This is a genomic window from Chryseobacterium piperi, assembly GCF_002285635.2.
Lineage (GTDB): Bacteria > Bacteroidota > Bacteroidia > Flavobacteriales > Weeksellaceae > Chryseobacterium > Chryseobacterium piperi.
Map to the genome: position 1 here is coordinate 1,970,767 of NZ_CP023049.2, position 21,439 is coordinate 1,992,205.

Here is a 21,439-nt window from a genome sequence, read left to right on the forward strand (position 1 = left end):
AAACGAATACTCATGAAACCACATTATTATCTACTATTCACCCTATATTTTCTCATTAATAAGGCTTATGCACAAACTTATATCCAAAACGTAACGGTAGTAGATGTGATTAATAAAAAACTAATTCCTGCCCAGACTGTTGTTATTAAGGAAAACATTATTGCAGAAATCAAGTCTGCCAAAAAGATCAAAACACCACAAAATGTAACGGTTATTAATGGTACAGGTAAGTTTTTAATGCCCGGAATGACGGATGCCCATGTGCATTTTTTTCAAAGTGGTGGTCTATATACAAGACCGGATGTACTGGACCTGAGAAAACATGTTCCTTATGAAAAAGAGATCGATTTTGTCCATCATCATATGGAAGATTTTTTATTGCGTTATCTTAAAAGTGGAATTACCTCCGTAGTAGATGCCGGTGCGACTTACAATTTTCTCACTCTTCGTAATTCGTTTGCAAAGAAAGCTGATTTACCGTCAGTATATATGACCGGACCTCTTATTACGACTTATGAACCGGAGGCATTCAAAAACCTTGATAAAAATGAACCTTTTAAATTGGTTCATTCTATTGAGGAAGCCAAAAAACTGGTTCAGGAACAGCTTCCATACAAGCCGGATTTTATCAAAATATGGTACATCGTCACTGCAAAAGGAAAGGAAACCGAAACTGCAGCCCGAAAATATGAACCTATTATAAAAGCAATTATTGATGAAGCACATAAAAATAATCTTAAGGTAGCCGTACATGCTACTGAAAGAATCACTGCTCAAATTGCAGTAGAAAACGGCGCTGAATTTCTGGTTCATAATATAGAAGATGAGGTCGTACCGGACAGCTTTATAAAGCTCCTGCAATCCAAAAAAGTAATATTAAGTCCCACTTTAACAGTAATGGATAATTATTACAAAACATATGCACAGAAAAAGAATTATAATACATACGAATTAGAAAATGCAAATCCGGATGCCATCGGCTCTATGTATGATGTAAAGCATTTGTCCGGCACAGCGGATTCCATCATGCTGAACAAGCTGAAGAAACGCTTCAACCTCCCTCAGATCAATGCATACACATCAAAGGTAGATTCTATCCGGTTTATTAATTTGAAAAGACTTGCTGATGGCGGGGTAACTATTGCCGCTGGAACAGATGCCGGAAATATAGGTACCCAGCACGCTTCCTCTTTCATAGCTGAGCTTAAAGCTATGAAAGAAACTGGAATGAGCAACTGGCAGGTTTTACAATCTGCAACCATTAATCCTGCTAAAATATTTAATAAAGAAAATACTTCCGGAAGTATTGCTGCCGGCAAAACTGCAGATATGGTTCTTCTCAGCTCTGATCCCTCAAATAACTTAGACCACCTTACTCAAATAGAAATGGTCTTCAAAAACGGACGGCCCATGCAAGTTGATAAGATTGTGAAAATAATTCCCGAAACTCTTGTACAACAACAGGTAAACGGTTACAATGCCAGAAATATTGAGGCCTTTCTTGAACCTTATGCAGAAGATGTTGAGCTTTACACCTTTCCGAACAAGTTAATAAGTAAAGGAAAAGAAGCCATGAGAAAAAGTTATGACGCTATGTTCCAAAGATTACCTGATCTTCATTGTGAAATTGTAAACAGGATTATCAATGGCAATTTTGTGATCGACAAAGAAAGCGTTTCCGGATTAAACCGCCCGGGAAAAATAGAAGCAACCGCTATTTACGAAATTAAAAACAACGCAATTTCAAAGGTTTACTTTTTACCTTAAAAAGGCTTTTCATCATAGATTTTAAAAGACAACACGATAGTGCTGTCTTTTTTTATATGTTTTACCAAGTGAAAACTTCATTTCACCAAGTCTCTCCTTTTTCGGTTTTCAATCCTGCTAATTTTACTTCAGAATTTAAAACCAGAAATTATGAAATTAAGACATTTTTTATTAATCGGACTCTTTACAGCAGGTAGTTTTATCAATGCGCAGGAAGTAAAGAAAAATGCAATTGAAGTAACAGGCGTTGCTGAAATGGAAGTGGAACCGGATGAGATTATCTTCAATATCGGAATAAAAGCTGACAATAAAAATGAGCTTGCCGATAACGAAAAGAAATTATTTGAAACCTTAAAAAGTAATGGGGTAAAAAACGAAGACATCACCTTCAAATCGATGTACCAGAATATTTATTCCAAAACAACAAAATTTACTAAAAGCTTCCAGTTTAAGGTAAATGCCAAAACAAACCTCAGCAAGGTTTTTGAAGGTCTCAATCAAAAATGGGTAAGCAGTCTGAATATTGCCGAGGTAAAAAATACCAAAATTGCAGAATTCAGAAAGGTTGTAAAAATCAATGCCCTAAAAGCTGCCAAGGAAAAAGCAGATTATTTGTTGGAAAGCATGGGTAAAAAGACAGGAAGCCCTATTGAAATTGTAGAAATAGAAGATTATACAAGCGATACGGTAATGCCTATGGCTGCCTATGCCAGAAAATCCAGCAACGTACAGTTAGAAGCTGATGCAGGAGTAGATTATTCTTTTGATAATATCGAAAATATCAAATTGAAATACAGCATCAAGACAAGGTATGAAATACTTTAAGAAACTAATATAAAGACAGTTCAGAAGAGTTTTCAAGTTTCAGATTTCAAGTCTGAAAATACCAATCATTTTACTTTAGGAATTTAAAATAATAAACAATGACAACTTTTAAAATTTTAACAATAGCAGTAGGGACCCTTTTTTTGAGCTCAGGTAATATAAAAGCACATCAGCCCGGAATTAAAAACGGTTCGGCTGACCGCAAAAAAATATCGGCACAAAACACTCCTGCCGGAAGAGAAAATAAAATTCAGGTAGCCCTTTTACTGGACACGTCCAACAGCATGGATGGACTGATTGACCAGGCAAAATCCAGACTTTGGAATATCGTCAATACTTTAACCACCCTGAAGTACAACGGCCAGGCTCCACAAATAGAGATCGCTTTGTATGAATATGGAAATGATGGAATCCGTGATGAAAACTTCATCCGACAGGTAACCCCATTAACCCAGGACCTGGATCTGGTTTCAGAAAAATTATTTGCATTGAAAACCAATGGTGGTAACGAATATTGTGGAGCTGTTATCAGAGATGCGACTATGAACCTAAACTGGGATCGCAATGATAAAAGTATGAAATTGATCTACATTGCCGGCAACGAGCCTTTTGATCAGGGAAAGATTAATTACAAAGAAGTCATTTCATCTGCAAAAGCTAAAGGAATCTATACCAATACTATTTTTTGCGGTGACAGAAATGAAGGGATTCAATCTTTGTGGCAAAGTGGAGCGATTACAGGTAACGGAAAGTATTTTAATATTAATAGTGATCAGAAAGTAAGGTATATTGAAACGCCTTATGATATCCGGATTTCAGAATGTAATTCGAAGCTTAATGATACTTATATTTATTATGGAAGAAAAGGCTCTGAATATAAAAGCAATCAAATGATACAGGATAGAAATGCCGGAATGCTATCGGCTTCCAATGCTGTGGAAAGAACCGTAGCTAAAGCCCAAAAGAATGCTTATCAAAATGAGCATTGGGATTTGGTGGATAAAGCTGAAAAGGATGTCAATTTTATTGCAACAATTAAAGAGAGCGAGCTTCCGGCTGAATTAAAAGGTAAAAGCAAGGAAGAGGTAAAAAAAGCTGTTGCTCTAAAGTCCAGTGAACGTGAAAAAATCCAGAAGGAGATTGGAGAGCTTTCTAAAAAACGCCAGGATTATATTGACAGGGAAATAAAAAAACGAGGAAATACAGATTCGGATGATCTTGGGAAAGCTATTGAAAAATCAATTCTGGAACTGGCAAAAAAGAATGGATATAGCTCATAATAAATTAATGGTAACTCTTGAAGTTACCATTAATTATTTAATTCATCGCTGTCGCATATCAGCCATCAGACTTATCTTCCGAATTTAAAATATTTTGATAACGAATGTTTCTTGTTTTTCATAAATAGAGAAGCCATTTCCATTCCTGTAACTGAAAATGTGATCCCATTTCCTCCAAACCCTAACACAAAATAAGAGTTTTTAAAATCTTTATGCTCTCCAATATAAGGCAATCCGTCTTTCGTTTCTCCAAAAGTACCTGCCCAGACAAAATCCGTATAAAAATGATAATCTGGCTTTATCTTTTTTAATGTCTTCAGAATTTCTTTTTCCTTTTTATCGAGAAGCGCATCCCTTTTTTCAGCATCGAAAAAATCTTCATCCCCTCCTCCTATAAGTAGCCTGCCGTCATCGGTTGTTCTCATATACATATAAGGTTCGTCCGTATTCCAAACCAACGTATTGGAAATGTTTTTAAATTTGTCTTCCTCGATTTCAGAAACAATAGCGTAGGTACTTTTTAAATCAACAAACTTTTCTTTAATCATATCCTTGCTCTCGTAGCCTACACAGTAGATGATTTTTTTTGTCTTAATTTGAGGACCATTGGTCGTAGAAACCAGATTATACCCTTTAAAATACCCTACCGATTTCATTTCAGTTTTGTCAAATATATCAAGCCCCTTCTTACGGTTAAATTCTAATAGTTCATGGGCAAATTTAAAAGCATCAATGCTGGCACCCTGTTTTGACAGAATTCCTCCAAAAGTATTCTGGAAACTAAAATCTCTGTGAATTTCTTCCGGCTCAAGCCAGGTCACTTCAAAACCAGCATTTTTTCTTGCTTCATATTCTTTCTTCAACCAGGCAATATCTTTCTTTTTGGCAGCATAGTATAAAGATTGTTTTCTTTTAAAACCCGATTCTGTCTTTAACTTTCTGGCTAATTTTTCTATGGTATCTATCGAATCCGAACAAGCTTTATAACTTTCAACCGCCCCTTTTTCTCCAATCATGTCAATCAGTTCATAAAGGGGAAGATCTATTTCGTATTGCAGCATTGATGTAGTTGCCGAAGTACTACCATTGCAGATTTCACGTTTATCTATAAGAATTGTCTGATAACCATCCTGTACCATTTGATGGGCGATTAAACTCCCTGTAATCCCACCTCCTATAATTAATACATCACATTCTACATCAGATTTTAATGAGGGATATGATGTGATCAACCCATTTTTTATTAACCAAAATGGTTCATTAGACTTTAAATCCATATTAATATTTTAAACTAAAGTACTACTATTTATGATGATTTTAACGATTTCAAAGGCATTAATGGTGTAATTATTGTTTACTGACATTAAATCAAACCACATTTAAAAATATATACTATGATAACGATTATTCCAGAAGCCCCGGAAAATGTTGCTGCATTTAGTGCTACGGGAGAAGTAACCCGAGAAGATTTTGAAAACCTTGTTATTCCCCATGTAAAAAAGAAAGTTGATCAGTTTGAGGAACTTAATTATTTATTGTATTTGGATACGGATCTGGATAATTTTACCATGGGAGCCTGGCTACAAGATGCATTTTTAGGGTTAAAAAATCTTACAAAATGGAACCGAACAGCAATTGTTACCGATAATGAAAGTATTCAGAATTTCACGGCTATTTTCAGCGTTCTGATGCCCGGCGAATTCAAATCATTTCCAAAAGAAAATTTATACAACGCTCTTTACTGGTGTAAAAACGGTAATGAAGTTGAAGCATAAAAATACTAGCCACGAATGTACGAATCCATTTATTCGTGCATTCATGGTTAAAAAATAACCTCTTCACTTTTGGGATTTAAGCTAGTCTCTACCGAAATGATATTCTCATACATCATTTCATATTCTTCAGCCTGGAAACCTCACACTACTCAATAAGTTCAGCCAGCTCTAATGCACAGCCCCAAGCTACTGTAAAGCCTGAACCTCCGTGGCCATAATTATGAAAAACATTGGGATATTGGGGATCAAATGTAAAACGTACTTCATGACGTTTAGGCCTCAAGCCTACTACTTTTTCTAAAATCACAGGATTTTCCATAGAAATTCCCGCTTCATGAAAACGGGTTAAAATCAAATTTGTATCGTGGTCATCTGTTTCCATATTCCAGTCATTAAGATAGTCAGTACCTCCAATAATACAGTCTGTGCTTCTCCTGATAACATAGCTCAAAGCATTGTTTCGGGTAGAGTTTACACATGAATGAACATCGAACTGTTCTGTTCTTAATATCTGCCCACGCATAGGTAAAAGTTCTTCATCCTGACAAATTGATTTTGCCCCAAGTCCTGTACAATTGACAACATAGGCATCCAATTCACTTAACTGCTTCAAAGTATCTATTTCTAATTTCTCAAACATTCCTCCATTGGCAAGGAAACGTTCGAAAAGATTCGGCAAATATAACCAGGGCTCCGCTAGTGGTACGGTAGCTACATAAGCTGTTTCTGCACCAAGTGGCAATTCTTTCTCTACAGCATCACGAACAGATCCTTCAGGCAATTTTTGTGTCCAGGAAGTATCACTGGACGTATTATAAACTACCGTAAAAGGAATAAAGGAAACTCCGTTATCTGGAAGCTGCTCTTGTAAATAACGTTGGTATGATCTGCTCCCCCAGCGATTGGCATCTTCTATAGGATTAATCGCAAAAGGAAACCATATTGCTCCAACCTTTTGTGACAAAGTATCTTCGAATCGTTCTTTGGCCAGTAATCGTACTTTCCATCCCCTTTCCTGTAAAGCGATGGCACTTGTAAGACCTATGATACCGCATCCAACAACTGTTACCTGTTTCATTTCTTAAGAATTAATAACAAGCTTGAAGATACTATTTTTCGTCCTAACAAAGAATTTCATATGATCACTTCAATCTAAGAATAAAAAAAATAATGCAAACATTTATACTGACCTGAGTATTCTAAGACATATGCAAATTATATCTTGTTAAATTTACAAAAGGTTCTTCCCTTTTTACGACAGCAAATATTCTATATACAATTTTACAGCATACAGCATTGATAATAGAATTATGTGCTTTTCCCTGTTGTTTTTTTCTTTGGTAATAAGATTTTAATTCTTCATCATAAATTACGGCAGAATTAGCACCATTAAAAAGAATCGTTTTAATTCTTTTATTTCTAAGTTTACTTGTTTTAGTTTTGCCTTGAACACTTGTTCCTGATGTATGCTCAAAAGGAGCAATCCCTGCATAACAGTTGAATTTCCTTGGGTTTTGAAAACTTGTAAAATTATTCGTTAATACAATCATATAAGCTGCTGTGAGGAATCCAACCCCTTTCACTTTGGTTATTTTTTCAAAGTTTCGGTTGAGGTGTTGTTGATTATGGATTTCCTGTTTTATTTTTTCTTCAACTAATGCTATATTTTTATCCAGTTGCTGTATATGGCCCATAATATCATTAATTTCAAAACTTACATCAGCTATTTTATTGATCTGATAAAAAGCTTTTATCTCATTCTTGAACTGTGTTCTTACCTTTATCAAATGATTTCTGTAGGTAAGAAGATTTTTTATCTTAAGCAGTTCTTTACTGGGAAGGAGATAAGGTTTAAGTTCTTTGCAATATGTTTTTGCATACTTGGCAATCCTCCAGGCATCAACTCGATCATTCTTTCCTCTTTGTATTCCCTGACTTAATTTTATTTCGAGAGCCGGGACCTGATAATAGCTTATTTCTTGGCTTTCCAATATCCTGGCAAGGAGCAGCCCATAATTTCCTGTATTTTCAAAGCAATACCACAATTGAGCATTCTCTGGGATGTTTCTTGAAATCATACTTTCAATTCCTGATAGAGTATTTTCAACTTTAAAAAAAATGTCTTTCTCTTCAGAATCACTCATGATACAAACATCCAAGGTATCTTTGGAAATATCAATTCCTATAAAATAACTTTTCATAACTTTGGATTTAGGATTTATCCTGAATGAACCATTTTGAATAATGCTAAAACCTTTAATAAGCCTTAATGCTTAACATTCTAAATGGCAGATATTCAAAAGAGAAAATAAAGTCTGATACTCAGAATAGTTCTGTTCTGGAAATCTGTTTAGTTCACTTTATTTTCTCTGGTTCTTCAGAATATAATTATTATCTAATTTAATACTAATTCATTGTGTAAATCTAAAGGTAATCTGTGATGAAAAAATTAAACCGCAAAAAACTTTTAACGACTTACCAAGATCATTAAGAATCTCGACATGATCAACACTCATTAAATTCACAATTTAGCAAATCAGCGTTTTCGCGATTTTGCCCTTATAAACATAGAAGATATGGCCTTATTTATCACATGTAGCACATTCCACATGTATTTCTTCGTTGGGTTTTGATGTCCGGTACAAATACATATATCTTATGCTTATTAATAAGCCTATAAAAGTCATTCCTACTCCAACCAGCGATGGATATTTAAATGAAAAGCCATGTTCTAAAGGAATCCCACCTAAGAAAGCTCCCATTGCATTGGCAATATTAAAGGCAGCCTGCATAAAGGCGGCAGCCATCATTTCGCTTCTAGGAGCCGCTTTCATCATCATAATATTAATTGGTGAAGCCACAGACATCGATAATGCACCACAAATGAAGGTGAGTACTAAAGCGATCATTTGGTATTCCGAAAAGAAAAATACTCCTGCCAGCGAAGACATCATTAAAAATAATAAAAGTGAACAGGTCTTCTCAGGTCCTAACTTATCAGATAGAAATCCTCCCGCAAGATTTCCCACGACCATTCCCGCTCCTGCAAGAACCATCACATATGCCATCTGGCTACCCTTAATTCCGGCAATAATAGTCATCAAAGGTGTTATATAACTAAACCAGGTAAAAAGTCCTCCAAATCCGATAGCAGTAATTAACAATACCAACCAGGATTGCTTATGTTTCAGAAACTTTAATTCTTCCAAAAAATGGGTATCTTGTTTCGTTTCCATAGCAGGAAGCCAGAATTTTAAAAACAATAAAGCAAATAATCCAATAACAGCCACAATAGCAAAGTACCACCTCCAGTGGAAGGTATGTCCAATATAAGTAACCAAAGGAACCATAGCAAGGTTAGCGACCGTAAGCCCGGTAAACATCAATGAAATATAAAAGGCTCCTTTCCCTTTTCCTGCCAGCCTGGATGCAACCACTGTTCCTACTCCAAAGAAGGCACCATGGGGCAAACCCGACATGAATCTAATGATTAACATCGTAGTATAATCAGGGGCAATTGCTGATAAACCATTAAATAGGGTAAAGATCATCATTAAAACGATCAGGACTTTTTTAGGAGGAAACTTCACAGAATATCCGATCAATATCGGAGCTCCGATCACCACTCCTAATGCATACGCTGAAATCAGGTGTCCGGCCTCCGGAATACTTACCTGTAAAGAACGGGCAATATCGGGAAGCAATCCCATAATGGTAAACTCCGTAGTTCCTATCCCCAAACCACCAATAGCCAGTGGTATTATCCTTTTATCAATTACTCCCATATCGTTTAAAAGTTACTTTTAATATGATCTAATGACTGCTGTATCTAGCATTAAGATCAATTCATTATTTTGAAAGTGCAAAAATCGACAGAAATATTCAGTTTTACTTCACCTGAAATGATAAAAATTTGCTCCATATTAACCTTTTTAATTAATTTTATATCTATAAATAATCAAGATAGAACCAAATGAAGATCCAGAAAGAGAGTATTGAATTTGAAAAAGGAAAGTCTTTTAAGCTTTTTGCACCTTCTTTAAAAAATTGTTTTTTCTGGCACTATCACCCGGAAATAGAGCTGGTATATGTAGAAGCCATTAATGGAATCCGTCATGTAGGTAAGGATATTTCCGGCTTTACAGATAGTGATTTGCTTTTAATTGGTTCGAATGTACCTCATCTTAATTTTGACTACCGGATTCAAACCGAATGTAAACAACTGGTACTTCAAATGAGAGAAAATTTTCTTCAGGACATCATTAACCCCGTTCCTGAATATGCAAGTATCAGGCATTTACTGGAGCGTTCTTATCTCGGATTATCCTTTTCCGGAGAAACAAAAAGAATAGTCGTTGAAAAACTTCAGGTTATCAAAGATAAAAGCTCCTTTACATCATTAATCGGCCTTATTGAAATTCTGCAAATCCTCGCGGATTCAACGGAAGTCAAAGAGTTGAATAAAGAGGATACAAGAATAAAATGGTTTTTAAACGACAAAATAAGAATGGGAACCATCTATGATTACATCCATGAAAATTATGACCGGAAGCCCAACGTTAATGAGATTGCAAAGATTGCAAGTTTAAGTACTCCTGCATTTTGCCGATATTTTAAAAAGCAGACCAATATGACCTTTACTGATTTTGTCAATAATTACAGGATTAACCAAGCACGAATATTTTTATTAAAGGAATCCTCAATAACCGAAGTTTGTTTTCAGGTCGGCTTTGAAAGCCTTTCCTATTTTAATAAATTATTCAAACAACATGTGGGAGAAACTCCGTCTGAATTCAGAAAAAGGCATTTGGAGAAAATAGAAAATTAGCTGTGGACTAATTGCAAAAAATGAAATGGTAAATTATCAAAAGGAGATATTTTATTTTTAATTGAAAGAGTACTATATCTGAATAACCTATTTGAACTCGGTATAACTTCAAAAAAAGAGGCTGTCTCAAAAGGACAGTCTCTTTTTAGTATTTCATTGAAAAAAGATTTCGATATTTTGAATAAAAAAAATATCTTGGAAAAAAGAAGATATAAGTCAAAAAAGCAGTCTGTTTTAGGCTGCTTTTGACATTTTCTTTAGATTGTGGGCAATTGCGAGTATGCCGATTTCTACCTCGACTTTATTTTTTCCCCGAAGCATGAATCGTTTAAAATTTTTGTTGTGTTTGAGCTCTGCAAAAACAGGTTCAACATCATGGCATCTTTGTTTTCTGAGTTTGATGCCCTTGCTGGTATTAAGAAGTTTGAAAACCTTTTCTCTGATTTTTGCCAATTTAGGATTGTTTTGTGAAGTGGTTATTTGTCCCGATTTCTGATCTTTTCTGAAGTAATTATATTTAACATAAGCTTTTATTTTCTTAGATTTTAACAAGTTGTAATTTTCTTCTGAGCCATAACCAGCATCAGCAACAAGCTCTTTGGGAGCTTTATGATAGCTTTCTTCAAAACCCAGTAAATGAGTCGCTAATGTTTTGGTGTCTGTTGGGTTGGGATGAATTGAATAATGTAAAATGAATTGTCTATGGGTAGAAATTTGTAGATTGTAAGCGGGTTTTAGTTGTCCGTTTCGCATATGATCCTCCTTCATTCGCATAAAAGTAGCGTCTGTATCGGTTTTGGAATAGGAATTTCTATCTTCTAATAATTCTTGCTGTTTTTTATATTTCTCTAAATTATCTGCCCAGTTTTTCTTAGCATAATTCAGTTTCTGACGAACTTTTGAAGCTACTTTTTTATCTTTCAAAACTTCATTGATCTTTTCGATGGTTTGAGTTACTTTTTCAGAATCTACTTCTTTAAAATCAATACTTTCTGTATTTTCAAGCTCGTCTTTGGCAACTGTTTCTGCATAGTTCCAAAGCTCTTCTAATTGCTCTGCAATCCTTTCTTTGTGTTTTTTGACAGCTCTTCCCCAAACAAAAGTATAGCGATTGGCATTGGCTTCTATCTTGGTGCCATCTACAAAAGTGGTTTTCAGACTTACCAAACCTTCCTTTTCCAAAAGAAGAACAATTTGTGTGAAAATAGCTTTAATCTCACCTTTCAATCGTTCACTACGGAACCTGTTTAAGGTGTTATGATCGGGACGGCTCATTGCAGAGAGCCACATAAAATGGATGTTTTCTTTCAAGGCCTGCTCCATTTTGCGGCTTGAATAGATATTGCTTAAATAGCCATAAATCAAAACTTTCAAAAGCATTTTCGGGTGGTAGCAAGATGTTCCGCCAGGTTTGTAGGTTTTAATTAAGCTTTTGATATCCAAGCCATCAATAATGTTTGAAACAATTTTCACAGGATGTCGCTCATCAATCAACTCCGATAAATTGGGAGGAAAAAGCAGATTTTCTTTGGGGGTGTAATCTTTAAAGACTACTTTTGACGTACTTAACACAATGCAAATTAATCAATTTGCAACTATTAGGAAAGCGAAAGCTTTCCTTTTTGCATAAAAAAGGCTATCTCTTTTGAGACAGCCTCTTATATTTTAATGTATATGTTTTTCTGCGTGATAAGAGCTTCTTACAAGTGGAGAACTTTCCACATGTCTGAAACCAAGACTTCTTGCGAAGTCACCAAATTCATCAAACTCTTCGGGAGTAATGAATTTTTTCACAGGTAAATGCTTTTTGGTAGGCTGTAAATACTGACCTAATGTAATAACATCCACATTGGCATTTCTAATGTCTTCAATCGTTTGAAAGACCTCATCTTTGGTTTCACCCAATCCAAGCATCATTCCTGTTTTGGTTCTCCTTTGACCTGCTTCTTTCAGATATCTTAAAACTTCCAGACTTCTCTCATATTTAGCCTGAATTCTTACTTCTCTTGTCAAACGTTTTACGGTTTCCATATTATGAGAAATCACCTCAGGAGCTACATCGATCATTCGGTCAAGATGCTTTGTAATGCCTTGAAAGTCGGGAATCAAAGTCTCCATGGTAGTTCCCGGAGAAATTCTTCTTACGGCATTCACCGTTTCCCCCCAAAGAATAGAACCCATATCCTTCAAATCATCACGATCTACTGAAGTAAGAACCGCATGTTTGATCTTCATCAATTTGATAGAACGTGCTACTTTTTCAGGTTCATCCCAGTTAACATCCATCGGTTTTCCGGTTTTTACCCCGCAAAATCCACAGCTTCGTGTACAGATGTTCCCTAAAATCATGAAAGTTGCAGTTCCTTCCCCCCAACATTCACCCATATTCGGGCAGCTTCCACTCTGGCAAATTGTATTTAATTTATATTTATCAACCAAACTTCTCAGTTCTCTGTAATTCTTTCCGGTAGGAAGTTTTACACGAATCCACTTTGGTTTTTGAACGGTAGTGTCTTGAACTAAATTTTCCATTTCTAAAATTGAAGTTCAAAGTTAAGGAATTTTTAATGGAAACCATCTACCATTGAAATTGATGGAACGTATAATGATCTATTCCTTGGTGTTCTTCTATGTTTCTAAAGGCTAAAAGAGTGAATTGCGAAATCGCAAAATTGTTGATTTGCAAAACTGCAAACTCCTGAATTCAACATTTTGACAATAGAAGGCTCTTAATAGCTTAATGGAAATCTAACGGTTAAAGAATCTCTATTTGTTAAAATTACTCTTCATCAAACTCATTATTTTTCAGAAGCTCAGCCAAAACTTTTTTCGCTCGCATCACCCTTACTTTAGTGTTGGCTATAGAAATTCCTAGCTCTTCGGCGATTTCCTTAATGCTCTTCTCTTCAAAAAACCTCAGTTTAATAATATCCTGATAATTAGCGTCTAGCGATTCAATGGTTTTGATGATTTTCTTTTGCTCTTCATTAGAGATCATCAATTCTTCAGGGGATTTTGCAAATTGGTTTTTTACTTCATCCAGGTTTTCTGTGGGATCCTGATTTTCACGGCTCCTTTTTCTCCAAAAATCAATCACCGTATTCTGTGCAATGGTTAAAATCCAGGTTTTAAATTGAAAATGAGGATCGTACATATCCAGTTTCGATAATACCTTAGAGAAAACGTTTACGGTAATCTCATCGGTATCATTCTCGTCCTTTACCTTTTTCATGACAAAAGAAAAAACATCAACCCAGAAAACATTAATGAGCTTTGTCTGGGCTTTCTGATCCTTTTCTTTTGCTTTTTGGATGAGCAGGAATAATTGTTCGTCGTTCATTTAATAACAAATATAATTTATTTTAAGTGAAAAGGCAAGAAAAGCAAAACCGCTAAATTGTAAACTTGCAGAATCATTAATTTGAAGAAAAATTAACAATTTAGCATCCAGACAATTTTGTGATTTAACGATTTCACAGTTCAGCAATTTCGCAATTATGCCCTTCCGCCTTTTTACCTTTCAGCTTCTCTTTTTTAACCTTGAATTTATTATCTTTGCAACGTTAAATTTTAAAGAAAAATATAATAATGAATTCCTTTATAGAAGAATTACAATGGCGTGGTCTTTTTGCCGATATGATGCCCGGAACTGATGAGCAATTAAATAAAGAGGTAACGACTGCATATATCGGTTTTGATCCAACAGCCGATTCTTTGCATATTGGAAGTCTTATTCAAATAAAAATTTTAGCCCACTTTCAGCAACATGGCCACAAGCCTATTGCCCTGGTTGGAGGTGCTACGGGAATGATCGGTGATCCTTCCGGAAAATCTGCAGAGAGGAATCTTCTCGATGAAGAAACCCTTTTACATTATGTTGAATGCTTAAAAAATCAGCTTTCAAAATTTTTAAATTTTGATGGAGATGGACCTAATAAAGCTGAACTAGTGAATAACTATGACTGGATGAAGAAAATCTCATTCCTGGATTTTGCTAAAAATGTAGGAAAAAACATCACAGTAAACTACATGATGGCTAAAGATTCTGTAAAGAAAAGATTTTCAGGAGAAGCAGGAGCAGATGGAATGAGTTTCACAGAGTTTACGTATCAGCTTATTCAAGGGTATGATTTCCTTCATTTATACCAAAACAATAATGTAAAATTGCAGATGGGAGGTTCTGATCAGTGGGGAAATATTACCACAGGAACAGAATTAATCCGTAGAAAAGCTCAGGGCGAAGCTTTTGCATTGACCGTTCCTTTGATCACTAAAGCTGACGGCTCTAAATTCGGAAAGTCTGAAAGTGGTGAAAACTACTGGCTGGACAAAAAGAAAACATCCCCTTACAAATTCTACCAGTTCTGGCTGAATGCTACAGATGAAGATGCAGAACGATTTATCAAATTTTATACATTCCTGAGCAAAGAAGAAATTGAAGCTTTAGTAGCAGAACACAAAACAGCTCCACATGAGAGAAAACTTCAAAAGAAACTTGCTGAAGAAGTAACAGTTTGGGTTCATGACAGAGAAGAGTACGAAAAAGCACTGAAAGCATCTGAAATTCTTTTCGGACGTTCTACCGCTGAAGATTTGGTAAGCCTTGATGAGGAAATTTTCCTTGAAGTATTTGATGGTGTTCCTCAAAAAGAAGTTGCAAAAGCTGATGTTTTAGGAGTAAATATTATTGATCTGCTTTCTGAAAAGTCAGGTTTCCTTAAATCTAAGAGTGAGGCTCAGAGAGAAATCAAAGGAAACGCAATTTCAGTTAATAAACAAAAGGTAAATGATACTTTTACGGCTAATGAAAGTGACCTGATTGACGGTAAGTTTTTATTACTGCAAAAAGGGAAAAAAAGCTATTTTATTGTAAGAGTCATCTAATAGAAATAAATAAAAGAGTCGGTTTTATAACCGGCTCTTTTTGTAAAGGAAAGTAAGGCTTCACAGCCATTGTTCAAAATAAAAATAGGCTGCATCACTTTTGATACAGCCTATTTTTTATTGATAGTAGATTTGATTTTTATAATTCAAGGAAGCTATGGAAAACCGCAGCACTTCTAATGCCTTTTCCTACAACTGTATCACTCTTCGTCACTTCTCCGTCAACATAAATACTAACGATCAGCTTCGAATCATCATTAGGAAGATCTGCATTAGCAGCAAGGTTCAATTGTGACTGGCTCGAGTTAACAAAAAACTCTCCGCTTGCCCAAGGCAAAGTAATAGGTGTAGTAGGAGTATTATACATATTATTCTGAACAGTTCCTACCTGAGTTACAATCGTTTTTGAAATTACACCGGTAGTTCCTTTTACCTCAAACTGTACAATATGATCTTTGAATTCTTCATCGTCATCATCCTTTTTACAAGAATTCACTACAGAAATTACTGAAAATAATACGATGAATAAAAAAGAAAGTTTAAGTAAACTTTTTGATTTGTAAAATTGCTTCATTTCTCCAAATAGATTTTTTAATGTTTCAAATATAAGTTTTTTATCAATATAAAAATAACTTTTATGAAAAATTTCCAATAAAGATTTACAAACAATATCAAATCTGCAAAATGAAATTTTTCTTATATTTTAATAGTTAAATGCCATATTTATGAATCATTTAACGATCATTGCCCAAACAGATGTAAACGTTGTTATTAAGAAATAACAATATTGAACGTTTTAGGATTTATCACTTTAATTTATTAATTATCTTTGTGCTTATGAATTTAGATTACCTAGTAAGAGAACCCGAAAATATTACACCTAATACTCCGATTCTTTTTATGCTTCATGGCTATGGAAGCAATGAACAGGATCTTTTCAGCTTCAGAAAAACACTTCCTGCTGACTGGCTTATCGTAAGTTTCAGAGCACCGAAGGATACTCAATTTGAAGGATATTCATGGTACGATATCGACTTTAATAATCCTGAAGGTTTTATAGATGTTGATCAGGCAAAAGAATCCCTAAATAACGTTTTAGAAAACATGTTAAAAATAATTAATCATTATGGATTAACAGAAAGCAAAACTCATTTATGTGGATTCAGCCAGGGAGGTATTTTATGTTATGCACTAGCTTTGAAATATCCTGAGCTCTTTAATTATGTGGCATGTTTAAGCAGCTACCCTGAAGAAAAAATATTAGGCGATATTGTTAAAGACAAGAAAAAGCTGGAAAGGCTCCGATTCTTTGTATCTCATGGAACTGAGGACGTTGTTATTCCATTAGAATGGGGACGAAAGGCTGCGGATCTTTTGTATGATTTGGGCTGTTACTTCACTTTCAGAGAATATATGAGCGGACATGGAGTCAATCAAAAAAATTATATGGATTTAATGGATTTCTTTTCAAAGTAATTTACGAAATAGAAAACATTCCCTCAAATACATTACAAAATACATAAACATTATTAAAATTAAGAATGTTTTTTTACTGAATGTAATGATAAATTCACTACATTCAGTAAATGAAAATTAAGCTTTTTATATGGGTCTTTTTTTTGAGTGTTTTGATGAATGCTCAAAATTCATTTGAAATTAAAGATGCAAAAAAAACAGTCATCCCTTTTAAGCTTATCAATAATCTCATTTTCATCCCTGTTACTGTTAATGGTGTAGAGCTTACTTTTTTACTAGATACAGGAGTTGCGGAAACTTCTATTTTTAGTCTGGAAAATAAGGAGCTCAAACTGACGAGTCTGGAAAAAATTAAATTTTCAGGATTAGGAGGAAGTGCCAGTATAGATGGATTCCGGTCGGATAACAACATTGGTAAAATAGGAAAAAACTTTATTAATAATTCCCTGAGTCTGTTTATTATAGTCGATCAGGAATTTAATATTTCCTCCCATGTCGGAATTCCCGTGAATGGCATCATTGGATATCATTTCTTTAAAAACCATCCAATCTCAATAGATTATATCACTAAGAAAGTAACAGTTTATAATGACGAGAATCTTTTTAAAAAGAAGACCAGAAAATTTGAAGTATTTCCTATTTCTATTGAAAATAACAAGCCCTATATTGAAGCAGATGTAGAGATGACTAATGAAAGAAAAAGCTCTAAATTATTAATAGATTTAGGTAATAGTGATCCTATTTGGCTATTCCCTACCCTCATTAAAAATTTCGTTTACAATCGTCCGAATATTGATGACTTTCTGGGAAGAGGCTTTAATGGTGATGTCTATGGCAAGAGAAGCAGAATTCATAATTTTTATATTGGAGATTTTAAATTTGAAAAGCCTTTGACCGCCATGCCTGATGAGTTTTCCATTCAATACGTCAATCTGGTTGCAAACAGAAGAGGATCTATCGGTGGAGAAATCATGCGTCGCTTTACAGTTATTTTTGACTATCCTAATGGAAAATTATATTTACGTAAAAATAAAAATTATGACGATCCTTTCCATTTCAATATGAGCGGGCTGGATTTTAAGCAAGACGGATTACAATGGGAAAAAGATTCATTTTCCCTTGAGACCAAGAGTCCCACTAAAGCAGGAAATGAAGTTCAAGTCATTAATAATAATTTACAATATAAATTTGTTTTAAAGCCGATCTTTTCCATTGCAGGGGTTCGAAAAGATTCGCCGGCGGATAAAGCGGGTTTAAAAAGAGATGACCAGATTATTACCATCAACGGAAGAAAGACGACTGAAATGACTCTGGAACGTATTCTGGAATTAATGAAGTCTGATGAAGGACGAACCATTACCATGGTCGTTAAAAGAAAAAATGAACAACTTACTTTAAGTTTTATCTTAGAGGATCCAATCCCTTACCAAGAATAGTATGAAAACAGAAGAAACCACATTAGATAGAATAAGAACAAGACCGAGATTCAAAATGTTTACACATCTCAGTAAGGAAGAGTATGCAGAAAATCTCAGCAAATATCTCAAAGAACATAAAGATGAATTTTCAGGTAATGTCAATAAAGAAGTGGCCACCATTTGGGTTGCTACAGAATATGATAATTACTGGAAACCCAGACTAGCGCTACGTACTGAAGCAGAAGATGACGAGATCGTTATAAGAGGCGTATTTGGTCCCAGCTCAGCCGTATGGACCTTCTTCATGTTTCTTTATTTTACGTTCGCCATTTTATGGATGACATTCTTCACCATGTATTATGTGGAAGAGCAAATCAAGAGCTTTGAATTCCCATGGGCATTAAATGCGTCATTTTTGATGCTTTTTTGTATTGCCGGAACTTATGCCGCAGCCAGATTCGGGCAGAGTAAAGCAAAAGATGAAATGCAAAAATTAAGAAGGTTTGCGGAAGAGTCCACGCTTCAATTTGAGAAGAAGTCTTAAGGAGCAGGAACTTCCGGCATTTTAGCAGGTTCCTGAATCTCGACCGCTTTTGCAGCTTTGATTGAATCTGCTACTTTTTCCCTGTTGTCCTGTTCTTTGATTATTTTCTCAACATGAGGCTCAATGAGCTTATTCATTTCTTCTACTGAAATATTATTGGCGTTAGGATCTTCCAATAATTTTCTCCATGGTTTTCTTCCACCCCATTTATAATCTCCGAAAATCATCACGGCGGTTCCTTTTGCTTTTGTTGTCGCACCACCAGGATTTAAGATCCATGTATCCGCATAAGAATAGAGCCATTGTGCATCATTCTTCAACAATCTCAGACATGAGTGTGATGCAGGATAACCCGGTAAGTCATACTGGTGCCATCCTATCCCTCCGATATTAAAAATATTGAAATTATAAGGAAGCTTCCATTCACTGCTGACCGTAGAGATTGATAACTTCTTTTTCCAGTTGGCAAATGTTAGCCCTCTCGTTGTTTGCGCAGATTTTTTTCCCATACTCGTTGGTCCCCATTTTACGAGGCTTCCGTTAGAATATACTCCGTAGGCCTGGATAGGATATGAAAAAATAACAAACTTTTTCACGCCACTCAATACGTCCAATTGCATTGGAAACGGAGAGTATGACATTAATGTAGTATCCATTTTAGCCGGAACAACCAAAGTATCAGAGTTCCATTTATTTTTTGAATCCAGCCTGTTTAGTGCCAGAATAGCATATCTTTCTCTTTCCGTATATTTCTTACTGAATGCAGAATATACAGAATCTCTTAGTTTTTTATTTTTAGGAAGAGCTAATGCGTTATAGAACCCATTTTCCTGCATAGCAGGTGGGATAGATTCTTTTTTTACCACAGAATCTTTCTTCACTGAGTCTGCTTTTAGAGCCGGAGCTTCCGTATTTGTGGTATCGCTAAAAGTGTCATTTATTTTCTCGATTTCCTTTTTACATGAAACAAGAAATAAAGCCACTACCATAGTGTATAGAAAAGATTTTTTCACAAGTATGTTATTCATAAATATAAGAGGTCACTTAGTTTTGCTACTCAATACAAATATCAGACCTAAAAACCGAATAATCATAGGGATGAGAAAAAATACCGTAAAAATACGGTCGACAAAATAGTCATACTCAAAACCATTTATGGAGAAACTGCCATTTTCTGAGAGATAATCAATGCTATCCGCGACGCTTTAATTCTTGAATCCACCTCTTCTTTTTGAAGAAATTTACCTTTATACAGTCCATATTCCGGATGATCGTTAAAAACGATTTTCTCTACAGAGTAAATCTCGTTGGGAATGTTCGCCCCAAACCAGAATTCATCTGCCTTTTGCTTCCAGGTCACCTCATACAAGACAGCATCTTGCGGATATTTAGAATCAGCGTTCTGTTTTGCATAGTCAGCTGCGACCTGATTTCCATACAGAGTCGACATGCTGCTATTTTTAGGGTTTATGGATGATGTTAAAGGAATCATTAACAATGGATTCTCTGTCAGTCCGCTACTTTGCTCAAGTGAAGCATTGATATTAAGAGTTTCCTTAGGCTCCTGCCGGCATTCCAATACCAACATACAGCCAAAAATTAAATACAAAATATTGATTTTCATTTTTGTTCTATTTTTTTAAGTTGAGATATAAGGTATAAAGGGGGTGTAAAAACATAATCCTGGTTTTTCATAGGACGATGGCACTCTACGCATTCTTTATCAAAATCTGCATGATCACCATAGGGTTTAAGGTCATTTCCTTTCCACCTTCCCCAGCCCCATCCTTTTGTCTTAGAATATTTTTGGGCATCCTTCACCATAAATTCCACTTGAATGAACTCTCCTGTTGATATATTTCCATCTTCCTCAACTTCCTGTTTCCATGCCGTCTTTGCGAAAACAGTACCATTGGGCCAGGGATTCGTACGGTGCTCCTGAATAGCTTTTACCGCAGTCTCATTTCCAAAAATAATCCGCATAGTCCCATTATCAAAACGATCGGTTGTACTAATTGCTTTCCAATTTCTGTAATCGGGAATATACTGCAACCCATTCGGTGAGGGGTTTACCTGAGCGTATTTAAGATTACCATTAATCCATGCCCTATATTGTTTTTCTGCTTTATTCAACTGGACACTGTCTGTCAATTTTCTTGGAACAATGGATAACGCATATTGTTTAAGGGTCTTAATCTGCTCATTATTCAGTTTTGCTGATGAATGTATTGCAGCATAGCTCGGTAATGGCATTTCGCCTGATAATATTTTATTAACAGCATAATAAATGGTAGAATTTTGCTGTGCTTTAGGCCAGGCAGCCCATTTTGAAAAATCCAGAGATTCTCTACCTTCTTTGATATGAGACGTAACAAAGAAATTGGCAGGAGTCACCTGATCATACCATCTCAAATGAGTTTCAGAGGAATGGCAATCGAAACAAGAATTTCTCAGAATTGCATTCACTTCTTTTGGAACGCCGGCGAGATTTTGAGCAGGAGTTCCGTAATTGATTTTTTCAGGACGAAAAAACTGAATCAGAACAAATGCAATCAATAGAATTGCTATTATTTTAGAACCTTTTTTCATGACATTATTGATTAAAGTTTATTAAAATCATAACTCAAAGGTAACTGCAAACA

20 protein-coding genes are annotated in these 21,439 nt (G+C 35.2%); 9 read left to right on the forward strand and 11 right to left on the reverse strand.

The window, feature by feature from the left end:
* Window positions 1-12 precede the first annotated feature (12 nt).
* From CJF12_RS08555 to CJF12_RS08565, 3 genes are all read left to right on the forward strand, one after another.
* Window positions 13-1,767 carry an amidohydrolase family protein gene (locus CJF12_RS08555; protein ID WP_034683396.1) on the forward strand — a complete coding sequence of 585 codons (1,755 nt, stop codon included), beginning with the start codon at window positions 13-15 and terminating at the stop codon, window positions 1,765-1,767.
* Between the two features lie 150 nt (window positions 1,768-1,917).
* Window positions 1,918-2,592, forward strand: a complete 675-nt coding sequence (locus CJF12_RS08560) for an SIMPL domain-containing protein (protein WP_034683395.1) — start codon at window positions 1,918-1,920, stop codon at window positions 2,590-2,592.
* Between the two features lie 98 nt (window positions 2,593-2,690).
* The gene (locus tag CJF12_RS08565; RefSeq protein WP_034683394.1) at window positions 2,691-3,872 is read left to right on the forward strand and encodes a VWA domain-containing protein; all 1,182 of its coding nucleotides are present in this window, start codon (window positions 2,691-2,693) and stop codon (window positions 3,870-3,872) included.
* A gap of 71 nt (window positions 3,873-3,943) precedes the next feature.
* Here the strand turns inward: CJF12_RS08565 and CJF12_RS08570 are convergent, their stop codons facing one another.
* A complete protein-coding gene (locus tag CJF12_RS08570; protein WP_034683393.1) occupies window positions 3,944-5,149 on the reverse strand; it encodes an NAD(P)/FAD-dependent oxidoreductase in 1,206 nt (401 codons plus the stop codon).
* A 117-nt stretch (window positions 5,150-5,266) separates the two neighbouring features.
* Between CJF12_RS08570 and CJF12_RS08575 the strand changes: the two genes are divergently transcribed.
* The gene (locus CJF12_RS08575) at window positions 5,267-5,647 is read left to right on the forward strand and encodes a SpoIIAA family protein (protein ID WP_034683391.1); all 381 of its coding nucleotides are present in this window, start codon (window positions 5,267-5,269) and stop codon (window positions 5,645-5,647) included.
* A gap of 145 nt (window positions 5,648-5,792) precedes the next feature.
* Here the strand turns inward: CJF12_RS08575 and CJF12_RS08580 are convergent, their stop codons facing one another.
* The 3 genes from CJF12_RS08580 to CJF12_RS08590 form a co-directional block, all read right to left on the reverse strand.
* Window positions 5,793-6,725: an FAD-dependent oxidoreductase gene (locus CJF12_RS08580; RefSeq protein ID WP_034683388.1), complete on the reverse strand. Its 933-nt coding sequence runs from the start codon at window positions 6,723-6,725 to the stop codon at window positions 5,793-5,795.
* 121 nt (window positions 6,726-6,846) lie between these two features.
* Window positions 6,847-7,848, reverse strand: a complete 1,002-nt coding sequence (locus CJF12_RS08585; protein ID WP_034683537.1) for an IS110 family RNA-guided transposase — start codon at window positions 7,846-7,848, stop codon at window positions 6,847-6,849.
* A 381-nt stretch (window positions 7,849-8,229) separates the two neighbouring features.
* Window positions 8,230-9,432 carry an MFS transporter gene (locus tag CJF12_RS08590; RefSeq protein WP_185117388.1) on the reverse strand — a complete coding sequence of 401 codons (1,203 nt, stop codon included), beginning with the start codon at window positions 9,430-9,432 and terminating at the stop codon, window positions 8,230-8,232.
* A 188-nt stretch (window positions 9,433-9,620) separates the two neighbouring features.
* On the opposite strand from CJF12_RS08590, the gene CJF12_RS08595 reads away from it, so the two are divergent.
* Window positions 9,621-10,475, forward strand: coding sequence for an AraC family transcriptional regulator (locus CJF12_RS08595; RefSeq protein WP_095591100.1), 855 nt, complete (start codon window positions 9,621-9,623; stop codon window positions 10,473-10,475).
* Between the two features lie 234 nt (window positions 10,476-10,709).
* On the opposite strand, the gene CJF12_RS08600 is transcribed toward CJF12_RS08595, so the two are convergent.
* The 3 genes from CJF12_RS08600 to CJF12_RS08610 form a co-directional block, all read right to left on the reverse strand.
* A complete protein-coding gene (locus CJF12_RS08600) occupies window positions 10,710-12,047 on the reverse strand; it encodes an IS1182 family transposase (RefSeq protein ID WP_095591034.1) in 1,338 nt (445 codons plus the stop codon).
* Between the two features lie 93 nt (window positions 12,048-12,140).
* Window positions 12,141-13,007, reverse strand: coding sequence for a lipoyl synthase (gene lipA, locus CJF12_RS08605; protein WP_034688011.1), 867 nt, complete (start codon window positions 13,005-13,007; stop codon window positions 12,141-12,143).
* Window positions 13,008-13,254: 247 nt separating this feature from the next.
* Window positions 13,255-13,815: an RNA polymerase sigma factor gene (locus CJF12_RS08610; protein ID WP_034688009.1), complete on the reverse strand. Its 561-nt coding sequence runs from the start codon at window positions 13,813-13,815 to the stop codon at window positions 13,255-13,257.
* 248 nt (window positions 13,816-14,063) lie between these two features.
* Between CJF12_RS08610 and tyrS the strand changes: the two genes are divergently transcribed.
* Window positions 14,064-15,359 carry a tyrosine--tRNA ligase gene (tyrS, locus tag CJF12_RS08615; RefSeq protein WP_034688007.1) on the forward strand — a complete coding sequence of 432 codons (1,296 nt, stop codon included), beginning with the start codon at window positions 14,064-14,066 and terminating at the stop codon, window positions 15,357-15,359.
* 139 nt (window positions 15,360-15,498) lie between these two features.
* Here tyrS and CJF12_RS08620 read toward each other — a convergent pair whose 3' ends face one another.
* Complete coding sequence (locus CJF12_RS08620) at window positions 15,499-15,933, reverse strand: hypothetical protein (RefSeq protein WP_034688015.1); 435 nt, start codon at window positions 15,931-15,933, stop codon at window positions 15,499-15,501.
* A gap of 263 nt (window positions 15,934-16,196) precedes the next feature.
* On the opposite strand from CJF12_RS08620, the gene CJF12_RS08625 reads away from it, so the two are divergent.
* The 3 genes from CJF12_RS08625 (at window position 16,197) to CJF12_RS08635 (ending at window position 18,797) form a co-directional block, all read left to right on the forward strand.
* Window positions 16,197-16,835: an alpha/beta hydrolase gene (locus CJF12_RS08625; RefSeq protein ID WP_034688005.1), complete on the forward strand. Its 639-nt coding sequence runs from the start codon at window positions 16,197-16,199 to the stop codon at window positions 16,833-16,835.
* Between the two features lie 110 nt (window positions 16,836-16,945).
* On the forward strand, window positions 16,946-18,271 hold the full coding sequence (locus CJF12_RS08630) for a PDZ domain-containing protein (RefSeq protein WP_034688002.1): 1,326 nt from the start codon (window positions 16,946-16,948) through the stop codon (window positions 18,269-18,271).
* Between the two features lies 1 nt (window position 18,272).
* Entirely contained in the window at window positions 18,273-18,797 is a 525-nt protein-coding gene (locus tag CJF12_RS08635) for a hypothetical protein (RefSeq protein ID WP_034688000.1), read from the forward strand.
* On the opposite strand, the gene CJF12_RS08640 is transcribed toward CJF12_RS08635, so the two are convergent.
* From CJF12_RS08640 to CJF12_RS08650, 3 genes are all read right to left on the reverse strand, one after another.
* Window positions 18,794-19,825, reverse strand: coding sequence for a L,D-transpeptidase (locus CJF12_RS08640; protein ID WP_051887410.1), 1,032 nt, complete (start codon window positions 19,823-19,825; stop codon window positions 18,794-18,796). The two genes, CJF12_RS08635 and CJF12_RS08640, sit on opposite strands and share 4 nt — an antisense overlap.
* 125 nt (window positions 19,826-19,950) lie before the next feature.
* Entirely contained in the window at window positions 19,951-20,421 is a 471-nt protein-coding gene (locus CJF12_RS08645) for a hypothetical protein (protein ID WP_034687997.1), read from the reverse strand.
* On the reverse strand, window positions 20,418-21,386 hold the full coding sequence (locus tag CJF12_RS08650; RefSeq protein ID WP_034687995.1) for a heme-binding domain-containing protein: 969 nt from the start codon (window positions 21,384-21,386) through the stop codon (window positions 20,418-20,420). The genes CJF12_RS08645 and CJF12_RS08650 overlap by 4 nt, the downstream gene beginning before the upstream one ends.
* Window positions 21,387-21,439: the final 53 nt, after the last annotated feature.